Consider the following 17,450-nt stretch of genomic DNA (forward strand, 5'->3'; position numbering starts at 1 on the left):
GCGTACAAGTGACCGACGTCCAGCTAGGCTCCATCGGTGTGCGAGCCGTCACGATATCCGCAACCGGGCGCTCAGGGAAACTCTCCCTTTCGAGCGTATCTGACCCGGTTCCCGTAGAAGGCGAAGTACTGGTCAACGTTGCTGCCGCAGGCGTGAACCGTGCTGACCTGCTGCAACGAGCCGGACACTATCCGCCGCCGGCGGGTGCGCCGGACTGGCCGGGCCTGGAGATCTCAGGCGAGATCACGCGTGTCGGCCCCGGCGTGTCGTCGTGGCACGCCGGAGATCGGGTGGTAGCGCTCCTGGACGGCGGCGGCTACGCGGAGCAGGTCACCGTGCGTGCGACACAAGTTCTTCCGGCTCCACGCAGCGTAGACCTGATCCGTGCCGCCGCGCTTCCGGAGGCTGTGTGCACCGCGTGGGACAACCTCGTCACGGTCGGCGGGCTGCGCGCCGGCGAGTGGGCCCTCGTGCACGGCGGGTCGGGCGGCGTGGGCACCGCCGCCATCCAGATCGCCAAGGCCCTCGGTGCCCGCGTGGCGACGACCGCCGGCGGCCTGGAGAGGGTCGAGCGCTGCGCTGACCTGGGCGCGGACCTCGCTGTCGACCACCGCGAACAGGACTTCGCCACCCTCGTCCGCGAGGCGTCGGAGGGCGCCGGGGCCGACGTCGTCCTCGACGTCGTCGGCGCCGCGAACCTCGCCGACAACGTGCGGGCGCTCGCCCGGGGCGGGCGCCTCGTCGTCATCGGGCTGCAGAAGGGACGGCGCGGCGAGCTGGACCTCGGGGCACTCATGGCCAAGCGCGCCACGGTCACCGGGACCACGCTCAGGTCGCGTCCCGCCGAGGAGAAGGCCGCCGTCGTCTCCGCCGTCCGGGAGCACGTGTGGCCGATGGTCGACGACGAGCGGGTGCGGCCGGTCGTGCACGCCGTGCTCCCGTTCGCGGACGCCCAGCGGGCGCACGACCTCCTCGAGTCGGGCGAGGCTTTCGGCAAAGTGCTGCTGGTGCCCTGACCAAGCCCCGGGGCGCAGCAGGGGTGCCCTGAGCAATAACAAAAAGATCCCGCCGTATCCGTATCGTGATACACGCTTCGGCCCGCCGGCCGCCGCCCCCCGCACGGAAGACTGGTGCCATGACCCACGCCGACGAACCGACCCCACCGACCGGGAGGGACGACGACAGCACGGCCGCCGCCCGCGAGGCCCGCCCGCACGTCGTGACGCCCGACGGCCGCACCGTCCCGGCCGGGCACGACCAAGAACCACCGGAGAGCACGGAGGACACCGCCGCCGAGGACGTGGTCGGCCAGGTCGAGGAGCCGGCCAAGGTGATGCGCATCGGCGGCATGATCAAGCGCCTCCTCGACGAGGTCCGCGACGCACCGCTGGACGAGGCCGCACGCACCCGCCTCGCCGAGGTCCACGAGCGCTCGATCAAGGAGCTGGAGGACGGGCTCTCCCCCGACCTCGTCGACGAGCTGCACCGCATCACCCTGCCGTTCAGCGAGCAGGCAGCGCCGTCCGACGCCGAGCTCCGGGTGGCGCACGCCCAGCTCGTGGGCTGGCTGGAAGGTCTCTTCCACGGCATCCAGACCGCGCTCGTCGCCCAGCAGATGGCGGCGCAGGCCCAGCTCACCGGCATGCGGCGCGCCCTGCCGCCCGGCGCCCAGGCGAGCCCGTTCCCGCCCCGCCACGGCGAGCCCCAGGACGGACAGCACACGGAGCGGGGCCCCGGCCAGTACCTCTGAGGGCTCAGTCCGCCCGGGGTGGCGACACGGCGATCGCCGCCGACACGCACAGCAGGCCCGCCACCTGCGCCACCCCGGGCAGCTGTTGCAGCATGACCGCGCCCACCACCGCCGCCGTCGCCGGCAGCAGCGCGAGCAGGACGGCGAACGTGGCCGGCGGCACGCGCCGCAGCACCACCTGCTCCAGTCCGTACGGAACCACCGACGAGCAGACGGCGACGACCGTGAGCAGGACGAGGAGACCGCCGTCGGACAGCACGTCCGGCACGCTGTGCACGAAGAGCGGCGCGAAGCAGAGCGAACCCACCGCCATGCCGACGGCGAGGCCGTCCACCCCCGCCCCGACGCGCGCGACCCGCCGCCCCAGCAAGATGTAGAGGCCCCAGCAGACTGCCGCGGCGAGCGCGGCGCCGAGCCCGAGGGCCGCCTCGGCGCGGGGCAGGCCGGAGTCGAGCACCACGCCCGCGAGCAGCACCACGCCGACGGCCGCCGCGGCGATCGCCGCCCGCGAGCGCCAGCCGCGCCCCGTCAGGGCCGCCACCACGACGGGGCCGCAGAACTCGATCGCGACCACGCTGCCCAGGGGCAGGTGCCCGATGGCGACGTAGAAGGCGAGGTTCATCGCGGCGAGCACGACGCCGAAGGCGACCGACCAGCCGAGATCATGCCGCGACCAGGAGCGACGCCACGGCCGCCGCCATACGACGAGCACCAGCGCGGCCAGCGCGATGCGCCACCAGCCGACCTCCGGTGCCCCGAGCCGCACGAAGAGCCCGACGGCGACCGCTGCCCCGACGTACTGCGTCAGCCCCGAGACGACGAAGACGGCCGGTGCGGGGACGCGCTCGAGCGGGTTGGCGGACACTGCCGGAGCCTAACTCGCACGGCGGGTGAACTCTCTACAGGTCCGCCGGGTCGACGAGGAAGCCGTCCTCGTCGGCGATCTCGCCGCCGACCGCGTCCTGGAGACGTCCGGCGATCCGCGCGACGAGCTCCGCGGCCCGCTTGCGCGCGATGCGGTGCTCCATACCCGGCTGTTCCCGGTTGGCCTCGATCTGGTCCGGCGGTTCCCAGTGCACGCGGTAGCAGACGGCGCCGTCAGCGGTCCACGGGAGTCCGCGCAGCACCGGCGGGAGGTGCTCCTCGCCGGCGACCTCGACGACGACGATGCCGTCGACACCGAGGTCGATCAGCAGCCCGTAGCCGTGCAGGAGCTGAGGACCCTTGAGGGCCGCGATGTCGAACTCCTCCGCGGCGGCATGGATCTTCTTGCGGCGTGCCGGATCCATCTTCTCGCCGGGGTACAAGGGGCGGTCGGCGATGCCGTCCGGCGGACCGCCCCACTCCTTGCCCCCGGTCGCCAGCCGGGTGTGCTGGTGCAGGGGGCGCACGGTCGCGAGTGCCGCCTCGGGTTCGAGCCAGACGCTCGCGAACACGGACATGTCGATCGCTGCGTCGGCGTCGGGAGCGAGCACGACGCCGGTGCCGGGACGGGACACGGACGCGCCGGACCCCGTCGTCCCGCCACCCCACAGGCCCCCCACGTCGACCCGGAGCGTTCCCCCGAGCCGCCGCGCGACGGCGACGAGCCAGGCCACGAGCCGTCCTTCCTCACGTTCGGGCAGCCCTTGCGCGAAGGCGCGCCCGACGCCGTCCCGGTCGCCGACGCTGAACGGCGGCTCGCCGCGCTCACGGTGGCAGACGACGTCGAACACCATCGCGCTGCCGGGCGGCAGGCCGAGGTCGAACCCGTCGGCCTGCGGCGCGTACGGCCCGGTCAGGGTCGCGTGCCGGGAGACGCGCAGGACGCCGGGCGCGCCGCCCTTGGCACGCGGCCCCTGGGGGGCGCTCGTCACGTCGCCGGGGAGGATCCCGGCGGGAGTGACGTCCCAGCGCGTCGCGGTGAACCGGGACATGGCCAGCACCTCGATCTCGTCCACCGTCACGTCTTCGGGGACGGCGAGCAGGTGTCGCGCCTGGTGGGCCTGGGCCGCGCTGGGCGGCAGTGACGGGTACGTCATGGAGCGTGAGCGTAGTCCTGTCACCTGACCAGGACGTTCGCGTTCCCGCACTCAGACCTCGGTGTGGTGGAAGGACTTCCACGAGCGCGACGCCGTCGGGCCGCGCTGGCCCTGGTAGCGGGAGCCGTACCGCTGCGAGCCGTAGGGGTGCTCGGCGGGCGAGGACAGCCGGAAGAAGCAGAGCTGGCCGATCTTCATGCCCGGCCAGAGCGTGATCGGCAGTGTGGCGACGTTGCTGAGCTCCAGCGTGACGTGGCCGCTGAACCCCGGGTCGATGAAGCCGGCGGTGCTGTGCGTGAGCAGTCCGAGACGTCCGAGGGACGACTTGCCCTCCAGGCGGGCGGCGACGTCGTCGGGCAGCGTGACCGCCTCGTAGGTGGAACCGAGCACGAACTCGCCCGGGTGGAGCACCATCGGCTCGCCCTGCTCGACCTCGACCAGCCGGGTCAGCTCCGGCTGCTCCTGGCGCGGGTCGATGAAGGGGTACTTGTGGTTGTCGAAGAGCCGGAAGAACCTGTCGAGCCGGACGTCGATGCTCGACGGCTGGATCATCTCCGCGTCGTACGGGTCCAGGGCGACGCGCCCGGCGTCCAGCTCGGCACGGATGTCACGGTCGGAGAGCAGCACCCGGACACGGTACTCGGCGCGGCCCCGGTCGGCAGCGGTGCCACGACGGCGGTCGTGGTGCGGCCGGGCGTCCGGTGGCGGCTCGTCCGGTGGCGGCTCGATCGGTCCTCGGATGAGTGATCGGCAGATTCTTCTGCCGATCACTCATGGAGTTGCCGGTCGGAGCGTGAGGCACGGCCGGTGAGCTTCGGCGGCATCCTGTCCAGGGATCCTTGATCCTTGCCCGGGATCAGTCGCGGAGCGGGCGCTGCTTGGCGTCCACCGCCCAGTAGCCCTTGCGGAGCGCGAGGTACAGGATGCCCTCGATCCCGCCCCAGATCGCCGAGATGAAACCGAAACCGGCGATCGCACCGATCACGGTGATGGCCAGCATGACGAGGCCCAGCGCCCGGTAGCCCAGATAGAAGCGGTGCGCGCCGAGCGCGCCCAGGAAGATGCCGAGCAGGCCCGCGACCACGCGCGACTTGCCCTTCACCTTCGAGTCGGGGCGCTTCGGGGGCTGCGGAGTGCTGCCCGGGAAATTCAGGGGGCGGGTGTAGCCCGACTCGACACGCTTGCCGCCCGGCAGCGGCATGGTCGCGTCGAGCGGCCGCCCGCCCGGGACCTGTACGGTCTGGTCGTAGTCGATCGCCTCGGTGGGCTCGTCATTCGGGTGGTGCCTGTTCACGGCGTCTCCAGTCACGGGAAGTGGCCGCCAGGTTCGTCTTTCCGGCGACGTCGGTTATGATCGCAACGCACCAGTTCAGCAGGTGCCGGTGGAGATCCCCTGGACCCCCGCCGGTAGCCATCGTAGGGTGGCTAAACCGGACTGAACCAGGACGATGCGGGTGTAGTTCAATGGTAGAACTTCAGCTTCCCAAGCTGATAGCGCGGGTTCGATTCCCGTCACCCGCTCTCGACGACAGGCGGCGTGTGCCCAGGAAAGGGCCGCGTCGTCTCGTCATTTCTCGTGGGGGCGGAGCCCCCGCTCCCCGCCCCGGGGGACACGCCCCCGGGCCCCTTCTGGGTGAGCCTGGTCCTCAGTGCCGAGCCTGCTTCTCGGGCCCGCGTGCGTTGCCGCCTTGCGGGGCTGACGTTCTACGCTCGGGGCATGAGCAACCTGGAGACACGGCCGGACGAGCAGGTGTGCTCCGCGGGGGCGGGGGGCGACGGGGTCGAGATCCTCGGACCTCGTGAGGTGCCGCTCGGCGGGCCTCGAGCCATGACGGTGCGGCGCACGATCCCGCAGCGGGCCCGTTCGCTCGTCGGCGCGTGGTGCTTCAGCGACCACTACGGGCCCGACGACGTCTCCGCCTCCGCCGGCATGCAGGTCCCACCGCACCCGCACACCGGGCTGCAGACCGTCTCCTGGCTGTTCGAGGGCGAGATCCTGCACCGCGACTCGGTGGGTTCGCTGGAGACGGTCCGGCCCGGGGAGCTCAACCTCATGACGGCAGGCACGGGCATCTCGCACTCCGAGGAGTCCCCCGCCGCCGGGCGGCCGGCCCTCCTGCACGGGGTCCAGCTGTGGACGGCGCTCCCGGGCAGCGCCCTCGGCATCGACCCGCACTTCGAGCACCACGGCGACCTCCCGGTCGCAGAGTCCGACGGCGCCCGCGTCCAGGTGTTCGTGGGCAGCCTGCGCGTCGCCGGACAGGGCCTCGTGTCGCCCGCGACCACCTACTCCCCCCTCGTGGGCGCCCAGCTCGACCTGGAGGCCGGCGCCGAGCTGCACCTCGACGTCGACCCCGGCTTCGAGCACGGGCTCGTCGTGGACTCCGGGGACGCCCGGCTGGCGGGGACGCACGTGGCGAGGTCCGCCCTGGGCTACACCGGTCCGGGACGACGACGGCTCGTGGTGGCGGCCGGTGCCGACCGCCCGCTGCGCGCGGTGCTGATCGGCGGCGCACCGTTCGCCGAGGACATCGTCATGTGGTGGAACTTCGTGGGACGCACCCATGACGACGTCGCCCGCGCCCGCGCCGACTGGACGGCCCAGGTGGCCGACCTGCCCGACGGCGCCACCGCCTACGCCGACGGCGCCCGCACGCGGCGCTTCGGTCAGGTCGACGGCTACGCGTCCGGCCCGCTGCGCGCGCCCGTGCTGCCCGACGCCCGCCTCAAGCCCCGCACCCGACCGGCCGGAACCCGACCGCCGGGCTGACCTGGACCCGCCCCACCCACCGAGCCCTGTCCAGAAGTGCCGGCGGTCCGCCCCGGACTGGATATCGTCTCTCCGACCGACCCGACCCCGGAGGGCCCCCAGTGGCGACGATCAAGAAATTCCCCTACCTGCGGCGATTCCTCGGCTCAGCAGCCGAGCACGTCGTGCACCTGCGTCGCGGAAAGGTGGTGCACGACGGCGTCGGCCAGGCGTTCTGGTTCCGCCCTGACGTCTCGGTGCTCAGTGAGGTCCCCGCCACCGACCAGGAGCTGCCCGTCCTGTTCCACGCGATCACGCGCGACCAGCAGGACGTGACCGTGCAGGCCACGGTCACGTACCGGTTCGGCGACCCGGTCCTCGCCTCGCGAAGGCTGGACTTCGGGATCTTCCCGCCCCGGGACGGCGACACCGCGACCGGCAGGCAGCAGGTGGGCGCCGTCGTCGGACAGCTCGCCCAGTCGGCCGCCGTCGACCACATCGCCCTGCTCGATCTCGCCGAGGCGCTCGCGACCGGTGTCGCGAGCGTCCGGGACGCCCTCTCCGGGCTCGGCGACGACGCCCGGCTGACCGCCACCGGCATCGAGGTGCTCGGCGTGCGCGTGCTCGCCCTCAGGCCGGAGGCCGACGTCGAGAAGGCGCTGCGCACACCCGTCCGCGAGCGCCTCCAGACCGAGGCGGACCGGGCCACCTACGAGCGGCGTGCTCTCGCGGTGGAGCGCGAGCGCACGATCTCGGAGAACGAGCTGTCCAGCCAGATCGAGCTGGCGACCCGCCGGGAGCAGCTGGTGACGCAGGAGGGCGCCAACAAGAGGCGCGAGGCGGAGGAGGCGGGAGCGGCCGCGCTGATCCGCACGAGGTCGGACGCCGAGCGGCGCGAGATCAGCTCCGGTGCTCGCGCGGCCGAGACCCGGGTCCTCGGCGCGGCGGAGGCGGACCGGGAGGCCGCGCTGATGCAGGTGTATGCGCAGGTGGGGCGCGACGTCTTGCTCGCTCTCGCGGCGCGTGACGCGGCCGCGACGCTGCCCAGGGTGGACAACCTGACGGTGACGCCGGACCTGCTGTCGGGCCTGCTGGGCTCGCTCGCGGGGCGCGGTGGCGGCTCGTCCGGGAGTCCTGACGCGACGCCCCCCGCCCCTTCCGGCACGTGAGGGGCGAGGCATGACCCTTCGCAGGCGAGCCGTCCTCGTCCATCGCCGGACCGAGCTCGACGAGCTCCTGGACCGGCACGCGACGCGCGGCCAGGCAGAGTTCTTCCTGCGCACGCGCGGTCGCTCGCTCGCCGAGGTCCAGGAGCGGCACGATGCCGTGACTGCCGCGCGGAGCACGGTGACGGCGTCGGTGCCGGGCGACTGGGCGCTGGCCGACGTCGAGCGGGCCGACCTGGACCGGTTCCTCTTCGCTCCGGAAGATCTGGTGCTGGTGGTCGGGCAGGACGGGCTGGTCGCGAATGCCGCGAAGTATCTCGGCGGCCAGACCGTCGTGGGCGTGGACCCCGAGCCGGGGCGCAACGCCGGCGTCCTGGTCCGGCACCGTCCACGGGACGTGGCGGCCCTGCTGACCGCCTGGTCCGACGACGGCGGGGCGGCTCCCGGCCGCCGGAGGGAAGCGTCCGCCCTGCCGGTCGACGAGCTGGCGATGGCGCACGTGCGGCTCGACGACGGCCAGGAGCTGCACGCCCTCAACGAGGTGTTCGTGGGGCACGCGAGCCACCAGTCGGCCCGATACCGGCTCGATGTGGCGGGCCGCGGTGAGGACCAGCTCTCGTCCGGCCTCGTCGTGGGCACAGGGACGGGGGCGACGGGCTGGTGCGCGTCGCTGGCCCACGATCGCGGGGGCCGCCGGCTCCCCGTGCCGGACGCTCCGGCGCTCGCGTGGTTCGTCCGTGAGGCCTGGCCGTCCCCGGTGACGGGGGCGTCGCTGACCGACGGGGTCCTCGGGCCGGACGACGAGGTCTCCCTCACCGTCCGGTCCGACCGGCTCGTCGTGTTCGGCGACGGCGTGGAGGCCGACCGGCTGGAGGCGGGCTGGGGCCAAGCCGTACGGATCGGTCTCGCCGACCGCAGGCTCCGCCTGGCCAGACCGTCCCGGGACCAGTCGTCGGGGGCCCGTCGTCCCCGGGGCGGTCGCCCGGGCGCCGGGCCCGTCAGGCGTCGAAGTCGTAGCGGAGCATGAACTCGCCACCGTCGAGCACGATGCGGCTGTACTCGACCGCGAGTCCTTCGGCATCGAGCGCGGTGCGCATCACCTGGAGCACGGCGGTGCCGGGCTCGATGCGCAGCGCCTCGATCTCCTCGATGCTGGGCATCCGTGCCACGACGTCCTCGTGGAACTTCACCGGCTCGTGGCCGAGCTCCTTGAGGCGCGCGTAGGTGCCGCCCTGGCCGATCTCGTCCGCGGCGATGGGCGTCCCGGTGGCGATCGACGCGGGCACGTACGACACCCCGTGCAGCAGCGGCTTGCGCCCCCGCACGTGCAACCGCTCGCGTGTCGTCACCTGGACACCTGGCTCGAGCCCCAGCGCCCTGCGCGCCTCCTCGGTCGGATCCTCCTCGGGAGTCACCGCGAGCGTGCGGACGGTCAGCCCGGCGTCGGTCTCGTCCATGACCGGGGTGATGGTGCCGTCGTCGGACGCCGACCCGGTGCTGTCGAAGACGATCGGGTCGAAGGACCGTACGAAGACGCCCGACCCGTGGCGGGTGACCGTGAGGCCCTCGTCCTTGAGCATGGACAGCCCGTGGCGGGCTGTCATGCGGGCGACCCCGTAGGTCGCCATCAGCGCCGCTTCGCTCGGAAGTCGGTCGCCAGGCTTGTACGTACCGGCGCGAATCTCGGCGCGCAGGTCCTTGGCAATGCTGGAAGCTGTCACTCGGCCCTCTCTAGACACGGGATCCACCTAACTATCTGCTGTTGCGGATGCGCAACTTTTCAGCCCTCGAGTTGCGCCCTCTAGTCATCGTACCCATTGTGGACTATGTGCCTAGAGAGACCTCCTCGGGTGAAGCGCTGAAAGGACTGGAATGGCAACTTTGACCGAATCCGCCGGGGCCGCGGCCGGGATCCTCCTCCGCATCGGCGACTACCGCCTGCGCTGCGTGGAGATGTACCAGGGCCACCTGTCCCTCCACCCGGCGAGGCGGAGCGAGGGAAGGGAGCTCGCCGAGCTCCTCGGGCTGGTCACGCGGCAGGACTTTCCCGGCGTCACGCCCGGGTTCACGCTGTGGACAGGGCGGTGGGAGGGCATCGACGTGTCGCTCTACGCCGACCTCGACGAGCGGCCCCGCCAGCGGACCGTCCGGGTCTGGCCCCGATGACCCGGCCCGCCGCCACGGGATCCGGCCCGGCCGGCCTCGTCGCCGTCACGGCGCTCGTCGCGCACGTGGCCGGCGCGGAGCCGCTCGAGGTGCGGGCGGGCGTCGACCACCTCGATCTCGGCGACGACCTCCTCGGCACGATCTCGGTCGACGTGCTCGTCGCCCGGACGGCGTCCGCCGAACGCCTCGCCACGCAGCTCCGGCTCCTGGAGCGCGCGGGGCACCACCCCTCGCGCGACTGCGGCATCGCGTGGCGGTGCTGGAGCGGCTGGCTCCCGCCTGCGGGATGGGACCTGCCCGTCTCGCTCCACCTGACGACGCTCGACCGGTGAGGTGCGGTCCGGCGAACAGGTGCCGACGGCGGGCGTCGGCCGGACACCGGACAGGCGTCGGCAGAGCGCACGCCGGCCGGACGGGCGCCGGACCGCTCGTGAGACGGGCCAGAGCTCCCGGGGCAGGCCGGGAGCCCTGGCGATACCGCGTACCTCCGGTCGACCTACCTGGGGACCAGAGGCGCCGCGTCGACGTCACGACTCCGGTTCACGCCCTTCTGGCCCGGAGCGCCGGGCAGAACTGGTGCAGGGCATGTCGGACGCGGGTGGTCTTCCGGCTCCGTTCAGGCACCTGTGTCGTCACCCACAGCCCGCACCATGGCACGGGGCGTCCTGTCGTTCTCCGGTCGACCTGCGTCCGGCGGCCGGCCTTTCGGTGCTGCTGCAGCGCACCGATCAGGCCGTCACTCACCGAACCGATAGCCACGTTTCTAGTTCCGGTTCGGCCTCGCGGCAACCGGTCCAACGTTGTTATTTGCTCGGATCCGTTACCCACAGGTCTGTCCACAGGACCACCTGGGAGTTCGCAGGATATGCACAGCCCTGTGGAAAACATCTGTGGATAATGAATGTGCATATACGTGCACGAGTGCCGCCGCGAGCGGCATGCCGGAACGGTCACGGGTCGTGCCGGCGACCCACGCGTGCGGCCTTCCGGGATGTCAGACCCAGGCGCGCGCGTTGCCCGTGTTGGCCTGTGGATCGCTGCGCGCCTCCAGCTCCGCGGCGTCGGCCACGAACCCGCCGTCGTCCACGACGACGCCCGCGATGCGGCTCTGGAGCGTCACCGCGAGCCGCGCGATCGACGACCGCATCCGGGCGCGCGCGATGATGTGCAGGCCCGACGGCTGCTCCAGGTCGAGCTCGTACGGGTCGGCCGGGACCCAGCTCAGCCGGTACGCGAACGGCCCGTAGGCGCGCCAGTCGAGCTCGCCGAGCGCCCGCGGCACCCGGTCGACCCGTTCGACGTCGATCACGATCGTCCCGTCGTAGGCGGTGGGCCCCACGAGCTGGTAGCGCGGCGAGCCGTCCGGCGTCAGCTGGTCCCCGCTCACCTCGGCCGTGGCGATGAACGCGCGCAGCAGCGGCAGCACGTCGCCTGCCGCGAGCGGGTGCGCGCTGTAGAGCCCGACGTTCACCGAGCCGAACGGGTCCGGGATCATGGGCCGGAGCCCGTCGCCCAGCACCACGCCGCCCGTCTTGCGGGCCGCGGCGACGGCCCACTGGAGCACGCGCAGCTCCTCGCCCTGCGGGAGCGCGTGGGGGAAGGACCGGGCGATACCGTCCCGGTCGTCGTACGACGTCGACGCCGCGCCACGCACGTCGCGCAGGCCGTCGCTGCGCGAGAGCACGTACGCCTCCGCCTTCGAGGCGGTCATCGCGATCTCGGCCAGCGCCTCTCCCTCCACGACGAACGGGCCCGTGGCGATGTGCTCCTCACCGAGGCGCAGGACGCCGGGGGTGACCGACACCGACTGCTGGATCCCGCGGAAGCGCGCCCCGGTCATCTTGCGAGCCCCCGAGGCGCGCGCGGGTTCACGCAACCAGGCGACGTCGGAGAACCATGCTGACGCCATCGGGCTGACGACGACGGGTCCGTCGGGACACGGCAGAACGAGGACGTGCCCCGCCGCATGTTCTGCGGGGATGGTCCCAGCAAGAAGCGTCATGCGGGAACACTACTGCCGCGGGCATTGATAGCGGCATCAGGGATGTTACAGACATGAAACATGCTCGTGACGAACACACCGAAATCTGGCGCCCTGGCGCCCCGGTGTGACAGCCGTTCCGTCGGTGCCGCCGAACGGCGCCGGACCTCGTCGTGCCTGCCCGGGTCGACCGCGGCACGACCGGTCGGTTCACGGTTCCTGACGTGTTGCACCTATGCTGTCAGCATGCCCAAGATCATCGGCAAGAGCCTGCACGAGCACCGCCAGATGACGAGGCAGAAGCTGTTCACCGCGCTCTCGACCCTCATGGCGGAGCGCGGGTTCGACACCATCACCCTCGCGGACATCGCCGCCGCGGCGCACGTCGGCCGGACAGCCGTCTACAACCACTTCCACGACAAGGAAGCGCTGCTGCTCGGCTTCATCACGCACGAGACCGAGCAGTACGCGCACACGCTGGAACGTGCGCTCGACGGTGTCGACCACCCGGTGGAACAGCTCCGCACGTACATCCGCCAGCAGGCTCAGCTCACCCGCGTCTTCCACCTCGCTCCCGGACCCGACCTGCGCTCGGTCCTGTCCCGGGCGACCCAGGCCCGGCTGCGTGAGCACGCGGAGATCGTCGAGTCGATCCTGCGTCGCATCATCACGCGCGGCATCGACACCGGGGCCTTCCCGCCACAGGACGTCGAACCCACCGTGCACCTCGTCAACGCCTGCCTGTCGGGCCGGCTGATCCCGGACGAGCCCGCGGCCCGCGAGCGCACGATCCGTGCCACGGAGACGTTCGTCCTTCGCGCGGTCGGCGCCCGCGTCCTGGAACGCGTCCCTGCCTGACGTACCCGCCCGCCAGGGCCCGCCCACCGCGAGGGCCTGGGCCCGGTGACGCAGGCCGGACAAGACCCCACCCGCGCCGTGTGCTCGGCGGCCGGGCCGCACGGGGGAGGTCAAGGGACGACGAAGATCGGGCTCGCGGGGGTGACCGGCGTTCCCGGAGCGGCGAGCACCTCGAGCCCGTCCGCGACGAGGTCCAGGGCGACCACGAGGACCAGGGGCGAGCGGCCACCGGCCGCCACGTCGGACGGCGACCACGAGACGAGGCGCTGACCGGCGATGACGGTCTCGCCCTCGGCCGTGTGCAGGGTGAAGCCCTGCCCCGCGAGCTGGACCGTGTCGATCCCGAGGTGGACGAGGATGCCACGGCCCGCGGGGCCGGCGAGGACGAAGGCGTGCGGGTGCAGCTTGACGATGATCCCGTCGCACGGTGCCAGGACGTCCGACGGCGCCCCCGCGACCGGGTCGACGGCGACGCCCGGCCCGACCATGCCCTCGGCGAAGACCGGATCGGGGACGTCGGCCATCGCGACGACGGTCCCGGCGACGGGGGACCGCACGGTGAACGCCTGCGTCATGACGCCATCCTGGCAGATCCACCGGCCGCGCCGCCGCGGGACACCGCGCGCCCGCGCGAGCATCTACGACCGCCAGGCTTCGGCAACCGGCGTGTCACCCTGTAACGTGCCTCGCGCACTCGAGACAGCCATCTCACGCAGAGACGGGAGCGGTATGCCCGGCGAGAAGCGAACCGGCGTCCCCGCGAGTCCCGGCCGGTCGGCCGGGCCGGTGATGCACATGCCGCCGCGCGTGCCCGAACCCGCTACGAACCGGATCGAGCCGGGCGCCGTGGACACGGCGGCCGAGGCGGTCCGGGAGGCGGCGCTCCAGGTCGAGCAGGATCTCGCGGAGCGCGCGGGACGCGCCGCGGGCACCGCGGCGGACATCCTGTCGGTCACCGCCGCCATGGCCGCGGACCCGACCCTCGCGGCCGACGCCGCGGACCGGGTCCGCACCGACCACCTCACCCCGGAGCGCGCCGTGTGGGACGCGGCCGGCACCGTGGCGTCGCAGCTGGAGTCGCTCGGCAGCCCGATGGCGGAGCGGGCACGCGACGTGCGGGACGTGCGGGACCGCATCGTGGCCGTGCTGACCGGTGCCCCGCTCCCCGGCGTCCCCGACCCGGGCCACCCCTTCGTCCTGGTGGCGACCGACCTGGCGCCCGCCGACACGGCGACCCTGGATCCCGTGACGGTCCTCGCCGTGGTCACCTCGCGCGGCGGCCCCACCTCGCACACCGCGATCATCGCGCGGTCGCTGGGCATCCCCGCGGTCGTCGCGCTGGGCGAGGCCGCCGACCTCACCGCCGGCCAGACCGTGCTGGTGGACGGCACGGACGGCGAGGTCGTCGTCGCCCCCGAGGCCGCCGACCTGGCCGCGGCGGGCCTCGAGGCCGAGACCGTCGGGGCGGGAGAGCCGACGGGGCCGGGGGGCGTCGTGCGCCGTCGGCCCTCGGCGCACACCGCTTTCGACGGGACGGGCGCCACGCGCGACGGGCACGCCGTCGACCTCGTGGCCAACGTGGCCGACCCGAACGAGGCAGTGGCCGCCGCGACCGCGGGTGCGCGTGGCGTGGGGCTGTTCCGCACGGAGTTCTGCTTCCTGGGGCGGGGCGAGGAGCCGACCGTCGACGAGCAGGTCACCGCGTACCGGGCGGTGCTCGCGCGGTTCGGCGGGCGGCGCGTCGTCGTGCGCACGCTCGACGCCGGGGCGGACAAGCCGCTGCGCTTCCTCACGCCCGACCACGAGGACAACCCCGCGCTCGGGGTCCGGGGCATCCGGACCGCCGTCGACCACCCGGACGTGCTTGACCGGCAGCTCGAGGCGATCACGCGGGCGACGCGCGCGGAGAGTGCCGAGGTCTGGGTCATGGCGCCGATGGTGGCCACGGCCGACGAGACGCGAGACTTCGTCGCGGCCTGCGCGGCGCACGACCTCAGCACGGCCGGCATCATGATCGAGACCCCGGCGGCCGCCATCCAGGCGCGCCACCTGCTCGCGGACGCCGCGTTCGCGAGCCTCGGCACGAACGACCTCACGCAGTACACGATGGCTGCCGACCGTGACCTGGCCGGGGTGGCTGCCCTGTCCACACCGTGGCAGCCCGCCGTGCTCGACCTCGTCCGGGTGGCGTGCCAGGGTGGGGCGGTGCATGGTCGTCCGGTGGGCGTGTGCGGTGAGGCGGCCGCCGACCCGCTGCTCGCGCCGGTGCTGGTCGGGCTCGGCGTCGCCTCGCTGTCGATGACGCCGCGGGCACTCGCCGGTGTGTCCGGCGCGCTGCGCCAGGTCACGCTGGAACAGTGCCGCGAGCTGGCGGCGACGGCCCTCGACCGGCCGACGGCACGCGAGGCACGCGAGGCCGTCCGCGACTCCGCGAAGAGCAGTCCGTGATCTCTGTGCAGCTCGCCATGACCTGTGAACCCTGAGGTCACGTTTCCGTTACGAACCCCTCGTAAGGTGGAAGACATGCTGGAACCGATCGGATCAGACGGGACCGAGCCCGATGCCGGAGCCTCGGGGGCGCACGTGACGCTGTCGACCGCGTCAGTGTTCCCGCGGCGGGTCCCGTACGCCTTCGAGGCCGCTGCGGAGGCCGGCTACGACGGCATCGAGGTGATGATCTGGTCGGAGGAGACGACGCGCAACCCGCTCTCGCTCGCGCGGTACGCCGCCGAGACCGGCGTACCGGTCCGCTCGCTCCACGCACCGACGCTGCTGGTCAGCCAGCGCGTATGGGGCCGAGCGCCGGGCCCCAAGCTGGACCGGACCGTGGAGATGGCGCTCGAGCTCGGCGCCGCCACCGTGGTGGTGCACCCACCGTTCCGCTGGCAGTTCAAGTACGCGCGGCAGTTCGAGGAACAGGTAGCGGCGCTCACGGAGACGACCGGGGTGACGATCGCCGTCGAGAACATGTACCCGTGGCGCGGCGGAGGCCGCGAGATGCAGGCCTACCTGCCCGGGTGGGACCCCGCGGACCACGGGTACGACGCCGTCACGCTCGACCTCTCGCACGCGAGCGTCGCCCAGCAGGACGGCATGGAGCTGCTCGAGATCTTCGAGGGCCGCCTGGCGCACCTGCACCTCGCCGACGGCAGCGGCAGCGCCCGCGACGAACATCTCGTCCCGGGCCGGGGCATCATGCAGTGCGACAAGGTCCTCGCCGAGCTGGGCCGGCGTGGCTGGCAGGGCGACGTCTGCCTGGAGATCTCGACGCGGGGCCGCAGCGCCGACGAGCGGAAGGCGGACCTCGTCGAGGGCCTCGCCTACGCGCGCACCCACCTGGGCGCCGGAGCCGGCGTCACCACGCGGTGACGCCGGCCGGCGGTCAGATCCAGCGCTTCCCGCGGAACACCCCGAACAGCCCCACGCTCACCGCGGCCATCGCCACCAGCGCCGCCGGGTAGCCCCAGGCCCAGTCGAGCTCCGGCATGACGTCGAAGTTCATGCCGTAGACGGTGCCCACCAGCGTGGGGGCGAACAGGATCGCCGCCCACCCGGAGATCTTCTTGACCTCCTCGCCCTGCCGGAGGCTGACCTCCGACAGGTGCTTCATCTCCTCGTTCTGCCGCTGCGCGACGAGGGTGGAGTTCACGGTGAGGATGTCGCGCAGCGCCGCCCGGTAGGAGTCGATGCGGTCGGCGGCCTCGGTGAGGTGGTCGGCGACGTCGCGCAGGTAGGCCTGCATCTCCTCGTGGACGTCGTACTTCTCGGCGCCCTTGGCCAGCGACGCGCAGACCTTCTGCGCGGGCCGCACCGCGCGCTGGAAGTCCACGACCTCGCGGGACAGCTCGTAGGTGCGCCGCGAGACCTCGGGGTCGCCGCCGAACACCTCGGACTCGATCTCGTCGATGTCGTTCTCCAGGCCCGCGACGACGGGCGCGTAGCCGTCCACGACGTCGTCCAGGATCGCGTACAGCACGGCCTCCGGCCCGCGGGCGAGCATGTCGCGGTCCGCCTCGAGGCGGGCGCGCACGGCGCTCAGGTCCGGCGAGGCGCCGTGCCGGACCGTGACGACGAAGTCGGGTCCGATGAACACGTGCAGCTCACCGAACTCGACCCGCTCGGCGGCGTCGTCGTACCGCGCGGCGTGCAGCACCACGAAGAGGGTGTCGCCGTAGCGCTCGATCTTGGGCCGCTGGTGCGCCTGGATGGCGTCCTCGACCGCGAGCGGGTGCAGGTCGAACTCCTTGGCGAGCGTGTCCATCTCGATCTCGTCCGGCCGTTCGAGGCCGATCCACGCCATGCCTCCGGGCCGGCTGCGCAGCGCGCGGAAGGCGTCGGAGAGCTTGGCGAAGGACGCGGTGCGCTCGCCGTCGTCGTAGATCGCGGCGGCGACGACGGGCGACCGGCGGGGGGTGCTGGGCAGCAGTGCGCCGGGGTCCGGCGCGATGAACGGCGCTGCGGGACGACGGCGGGGTCGCGGGCGGAGCGCCTCCAGGAGGGGGCGCGAGCGGACAGGGCGTGCGGGCAGGAAGGTAGCCATGGGAGTACTCCGAGGTCGTTGACCGGTCGACGCGAACGGGGCGACGGAGCAGCCGCGGCTGGTGGGCTCGGGAAAACGGCACGCACACCGAGGCGGTCCACGCGTCGGTGCGTTGCGGTGTGTGGTGGGACCTGAGGGCCGAGCCGTCAGCCGCGGCTCGGACTACTGGGGGGCTCGCTGCGGGTCATGAGCGCCACCCCCTCCAGGTCCGTGCGGCGC

Annotated in this window: 18 protein-coding genes and 1 tRNA gene; 11 read left to right on the forward strand and 8 right to left on the reverse strand. The window is 72.8% G+C overall.

Features of this window, described 5'->3' with window-relative positions; all coding sequences use genetic code 11:
* Positions 1 to 38: 38 nt before the first annotated feature.
* The gene (locus ACYU96_RS18935) at positions 39 to 1,016 is read left to right on the forward strand and encodes an NAD(P)H-quinone oxidoreductase (protein ID WP_460757121.1); all 978 of its coding nucleotides are present in this window, start codon (positions 39 to 41) and stop codon (positions 1,014 to 1,016) included.
* A 119-nt stretch (positions 1,017 to 1,135) separates the two neighbouring features.
* Positions 1,136 to 1,750, forward strand: a complete 615-nt coding sequence (locus ACYU96_RS18940) for a bacterial proteasome activator family protein (protein ID WP_460757125.1) — start codon at positions 1,136 to 1,138, stop codon at positions 1,748 to 1,750.
* 4 nt (positions 1,751 to 1,754) lie between these two features.
* Here the strand turns inward: ACYU96_RS18940 and ACYU96_RS18945 are convergent, their stop codons facing one another.
* From ACYU96_RS18945 to ACYU96_RS18960, 4 genes are all read right to left on the reverse strand, one after another.
* Positions 1,755 to 2,615, reverse strand: a complete 861-nt coding sequence (locus tag ACYU96_RS18945; RefSeq protein WP_460757128.1) for an EamA family transporter — start codon at positions 2,613 to 2,615, stop codon at positions 1,755 to 1,757.
* Between the two features lie 34 nt (positions 2,616 to 2,649).
* Entirely contained in the window at positions 2,650 to 3,771 is a 1,122-nt protein-coding gene (locus ACYU96_RS18950) for a hypothetical protein (protein ID WP_460757131.1), read from the reverse strand.
* Positions 3,772 to 3,822: 51 nt separating this feature from the next.
* Positions 3,823 to 4,398 carry a dCTP deaminase gene (gene dcd, locus ACYU96_RS18955; protein WP_460757133.1) on the reverse strand — a complete coding sequence of 192 codons (576 nt, stop codon included), beginning with the start codon at positions 4,396 to 4,398 and terminating at the stop codon, positions 3,823 to 3,825.
* A 229-nt stretch (positions 4,399 to 4,627) separates the two neighbouring features.
* Positions 4,628 to 5,065: a TM2 domain-containing protein gene (locus ACYU96_RS18960; RefSeq protein ID WP_460757136.1), complete on the reverse strand. Its 438-nt coding sequence runs from the start codon at positions 5,063 to 5,065 to the stop codon at positions 4,628 to 4,630.
* Between the two features lie 156 nt (positions 5,066 to 5,221).
* Here ACYU96_RS18960 and ACYU96_RS18965 point away from each other — a divergent pair.
* From ACYU96_RS18965 to ACYU96_RS18980, 4 genes are all read left to right on the forward strand, one after another.
* A tRNA-Gly gene (locus ACYU96_RS18965) sits at positions 5,222 to 5,292 on the forward strand.
* A 196-nt stretch (positions 5,293 to 5,488) separates the two neighbouring features.
* Positions 5,489 to 6,541, forward strand: coding sequence for a pirin family protein (locus tag ACYU96_RS18970; RefSeq protein ID WP_460757139.1), 1,053 nt, complete (start codon positions 5,489 to 5,491; stop codon positions 6,539 to 6,541).
* 101 nt (positions 6,542 to 6,642) lie between these two features.
* Complete coding sequence (locus tag ACYU96_RS18975) at positions 6,643 to 7,689, forward strand: SPFH domain-containing protein (RefSeq protein WP_460757141.1); 1,047 nt, start codon at positions 6,643 to 6,645, stop codon at positions 7,687 to 7,689.
* A gap of 10 nt (positions 7,690 to 7,699) precedes the next feature.
* Entirely contained in the window at positions 7,700 to 8,713 is a 1,014-nt protein-coding gene (locus tag ACYU96_RS18980) for a hypothetical protein (protein ID WP_460757144.1), read from the forward strand.
* Here the strand turns inward: ACYU96_RS18980 and ACYU96_RS18985 are convergent.
* Positions 8,685 to 9,407 carry a GntR family transcriptional regulator gene (locus ACYU96_RS18985; RefSeq protein WP_460757146.1) on the reverse strand — a complete coding sequence of 241 codons (723 nt, stop codon included), beginning with the start codon at positions 9,405 to 9,407 and terminating at the stop codon, positions 8,685 to 8,687. The genes ACYU96_RS18980 and ACYU96_RS18985 overlap by 29 nt on opposite strands.
* A gap of 151 nt (positions 9,408 to 9,558) precedes the next feature.
* Here ACYU96_RS18985 and ACYU96_RS18990 point away from each other — a divergent pair, with 151 nt between their 5' ends.
* Both ACYU96_RS18990 and ACYU96_RS18995 read left to right on the forward strand, forming a co-directional pair.
* Positions 9,559 to 9,852 (forward strand): hypothetical protein, encoded by a 294-nt coding sequence (locus tag ACYU96_RS18990; protein WP_460757149.1) that lies wholly within the window; start codon positions 9,559 to 9,561, stop codon positions 9,850 to 9,852.
* Positions 9,849 to 10,184: a hypothetical protein gene (locus tag ACYU96_RS18995; protein ID WP_460757151.1), complete on the forward strand. Its 336-nt coding sequence runs from the start codon at positions 9,849 to 9,851 to the stop codon at positions 10,182 to 10,184. Before ACYU96_RS18990 ends, ACYU96_RS18995 begins: the two co-directional genes overlap by 4 nt.
* 662 nt (positions 10,185 to 10,846) lie before the next feature.
* Here the strand turns inward: ACYU96_RS18995 and ACYU96_RS19000 are convergent.
* The gene (locus tag ACYU96_RS19000) at positions 10,847 to 11,854 is read right to left on the reverse strand and encodes a hypothetical protein (protein ID WP_460757154.1); all 1,008 of its coding nucleotides are present in this window, start codon (positions 11,852 to 11,854) and stop codon (positions 10,847 to 10,849) included.
* A gap of 225 nt (positions 11,855 to 12,079) precedes the next feature.
* Here ACYU96_RS19000 and ACYU96_RS19005 point away from each other — a divergent pair, with 225 nt between their 5' ends.
* A complete protein-coding gene (locus ACYU96_RS19005) occupies positions 12,080 to 12,691 on the forward strand; it encodes a TetR/AcrR family transcriptional regulator (RefSeq protein ID WP_460757157.1) in 612 nt (203 codons plus the stop codon).
* Between the two features lie 110 nt (positions 12,692 to 12,801).
* Here ACYU96_RS19005 and ACYU96_RS19010 read toward each other — a convergent pair whose 3' ends face one another.
* Positions 12,802 to 13,266, reverse strand: a complete 465-nt coding sequence (locus ACYU96_RS19010; protein ID WP_460757159.1) for a PTS sugar transporter subunit IIA — start codon at positions 13,264 to 13,266, stop codon at positions 12,802 to 12,804.
* A 154-nt stretch (positions 13,267 to 13,420) separates the two neighbouring features.
* Between ACYU96_RS19010 and ptsP the strand changes: the two genes are divergently transcribed.
* Together ptsP and ACYU96_RS19020 are read left to right on the forward strand one after the other, a co-directional pair.
* Positions 13,421 to 15,139: a phosphoenolpyruvate--protein phosphotransferase gene (ptsP, locus tag ACYU96_RS19015; RefSeq protein WP_460757162.1), complete on the forward strand. Its 1,719-nt coding sequence runs from the start codon at positions 13,421 to 13,423 to the stop codon at positions 15,137 to 15,139.
* Positions 15,140 to 15,214: 75 nt separating this feature from the next.
* Positions 15,215 to 16,060: a sugar phosphate isomerase/epimerase family protein gene (locus tag ACYU96_RS19020; RefSeq protein WP_460757165.1), complete on the forward strand. Its 846-nt coding sequence runs from the start codon at positions 15,215 to 15,217 to the stop codon at positions 16,058 to 16,060.
* A gap of 13 nt (positions 16,061 to 16,073) precedes the next feature.
* On the opposite strand, the gene corA is transcribed toward ACYU96_RS19020, so the two are convergent.
* On the reverse strand, positions 16,074 to 17,231 hold the full coding sequence (corA, locus tag ACYU96_RS19025; RefSeq protein WP_460757167.1) for a magnesium/cobalt transporter CorA: 1,158 nt from the start codon (positions 17,229 to 17,231) through the stop codon (positions 16,074 to 16,076).
* Positions 17,232 to 17,450 lie beyond the last annotated feature (219 nt).

This window comes from Myceligenerans cantabricum (assembly GCF_054777735.1).

What these genes read in the sequence shown, in the direction of transcription:
- ACYU96_RS18990 (WP_460757149.1), top strand. Translation starts at nt 9,559, where the DNA reads ATGGCAACTTTGACCGAATCCGCCGGGGCCGCGGCCGGGATCCTCCTC.
- ACYU96_RS18980 (WP_460757144.1), top strand. Translation starts at nt 7,700, where the DNA reads ATGACCCTTCGCAGGCGAGCCGTCCTCGTCCATCGCCGGACCGAGCTC.
- ACYU96_RS19010 (WP_460757159.1), bottom strand. Translation starts at nt 13,266, where the DNA reads ATGACGCAGGCGTTCACCGTGCGGTCCCCCGTCGCCGGGACCGTCGTC.
- ACYU96_RS18950 (WP_460757131.1), bottom strand. Translation starts at nt 3,771, where the DNA reads ATGACGTACCCGTCACTGCCGCCCAGCGCGGCCCAGGCCCACCAGGCG.
- ACYU96_RS19020 (WP_460757165.1), top strand. Translation starts at nt 15,215, where the DNA reads ATGCTGGAACCGATCGGATCAGACGGGACCGAGCCCGATGCCGGAGCC.
- ACYU96_RS18940 (WP_460757125.1), top strand. Translation starts at nt 1,136, where the DNA reads ATGACCCACGCCGACGAACCGACCCCACCGACCGGGAGGGACGACGAC.
- ACYU96_RS18995 (WP_460757151.1), top strand. Translation starts at nt 9,849, where the DNA reads ATGACCCGGCCCGCCGCCACGGGATCCGGCCCGGCCGGCCTCGTCGCC.
- ACYU96_RS18970 (WP_460757139.1), top strand. Translation starts at nt 5,489, where the DNA reads ATGAGCAACCTGGAGACACGGCCGGACGAGCAGGTGTGCTCCGCGGGG.
- corA (WP_460757167.1), bottom strand. Translation starts at nt 17,231, where the DNA reads ATGGCTACCTTCCTGCCCGCACGCCCTGTCCGCTCGCGCCCCCTCCTG.
- ACYU96_RS19005 (WP_460757157.1), top strand. Translation starts at nt 12,080, where the DNA reads ATGCCCAAGATCATCGGCAAGAGCCTGCACGAGCACCGCCAGATGACG.
- ACYU96_RS19000 (WP_460757154.1), bottom strand. Translation starts at nt 11,854, where the DNA reads ATGACGCTTCTTGCTGGGACCATCCCCGCAGAACATGCGGCGGGGCAC.
- ptsP (WP_460757162.1), top strand. Translation starts at nt 13,421, where the DNA reads ATGCCCGGCGAGAAGCGAACCGGCGTCCCCGCGAGTCCCGGCCGGTCG.